Source organism: Actinoplanes sandaracinus (assembly GCF_030009775.1).
Classification (GTDB): Bacteria; Actinomycetota; Actinomycetes; order Mycobacteriales; family Micromonosporaceae; genus Actinoplanes; species Actinoplanes sandaracinus.
The window spans coordinates 1-1,451 of sequence record NZ_JASCTH010000089.1; the positions used below are offsets into that span (position 1 = coordinate 1).

Sequence of the window (1,451 nt, forward strand, 5' to 3'; positions counted from 1 at the left end):
CCCGTATTCAACCGGTCGTCGCAACAACGCTGCTTTGTACTGACAGTAGCTGCTCGTTCATGGCCTCGGCGGGGGTTTGCCAGCCGAGTGTCTTACGTGGTCGGTTGTTGAGTGTTGCGGCGACAGCATCGAGGTCGTCGCGGCTCCAGCGAGCCAGGTCGGTGCCCTTCGGGAAGTACTGGCGCAGCAGGCCGTTGGTGTTCTCGTTGGTGCCGCGTTGCCAAGGGCTGTGCGGGTCCGCGAAGTAGACCCGCACGCCGGTTTCGACGGTCAGCTGAGCGTGTTGCGCGAGTTCCTTCCCTCGGTCCCAGGTCAGCGTCTGGCGCAGCTGATCCGGCAGCATGGTGATCGTCGTGGTGATCGCGTCGCGGACCGCTGCGGCACCGCGGCCGGCCAGCGCCGGACCGTTGTGCACGCGCGGTTCGACGCCGAAGCCCTCCATGCGAGGCAGGTGCAGCAGCATCGTGTAGCGGGTCGTGCGTTCCACAAGGGTGCCGATCGCGGACCGGTCGAGTCCGATGATGAGGTCACCCTCCCAATGGCCAGGCACAGCGCGATCCGCTGCCTCGGCGGGCCGTTCGCTGATCATCAGCTCGGGGGTGACCATGCCGTCGCGAGGCTGCCGGGCCCGGGCGCGTGGCACCCGCAGGGCGCGTCCAGTCCGCAGGCAGGCGACCAGTTCGCGCTTCAACGCGCCTCGGCTCTGGATGAACAGCGCCTGGTAGATCGCCTCGTGCGAGATGCGCATGTCCTCATCATCGGGGAAGTCGATGCGCAGCCGGCGCGCGATCTGCTCCGGACTCCAGGCGCTGACCCAGCGGCGGTCCTGGCGTCGCGGCTTGTTGCGTCCCTTCCACGGCGCCGCGGCCGGGCCGGGCACCGGTGTTCCATCGGCGCGGCGGACGTGTCCGGAGAGACGTTCCTGCACGTATTCGCGCAGCCGTTCGTTCGTGACCAGCTTTGACGCCTTCGGGCGCCGCGCGAGCAGGTCGGCCTTCCACTGCGCCACCGACGCTCGATAGTCGAGCTTGCCGCCGCGGGTCGCCGCGTTGCGGCGCAGTTCCCGCGAGATCGTCGACGGATCCCGGCCTACTGCGCGGGCTATCTCACGGACGCCGAGGCCCTGGCCGTTGAGCACGGCGATCTCTTCGCGCTCGGCGAACGACAGGTACCGGTCGGTGACCGGCGCGACCATGAATAGCGGCATACCGCCACGTTGCCGGAACCATCGGGCACCTGCTGCTTGCGACACGCCGACCGCGTTAGCGGCATCTTCGCAGGTCAGGCCCTTCCGGATCTCACGCCAGAACAGCCGCTCGACTTCGCGCCGCAGTGCCGGTGCCCCCGGCGACTTCATCGCCGCTCTGCCCGTCAACGTCTTCATCCACCCTGCCGGCCGGCCCATCAACACCCCCATACCCCGAGTGTTGCGACGACCGGTTGAACTCACC

At 68.3% G+C, this 1,451-nt stretch carries 1 protein-coding gene; it reads right to left on the bottom strand.

Annotated features, from left to right (window positions below; all coding sequences use genetic code 11):
* Positions 1–7: 7 nt before the first annotated feature.
* Positions 8–1,384 carry an IS30 family transposase gene (locus tag QLQ12_RS46770; RefSeq protein ID WP_282767541.1) on the bottom strand — a complete coding sequence of 459 codons (1,377 nt, stop codon included), beginning with the start codon at positions 1,382–1,384 and terminating at the stop codon, positions 8–10.
* Positions 1,385–1,451: the final 67 nt, after the last annotated feature.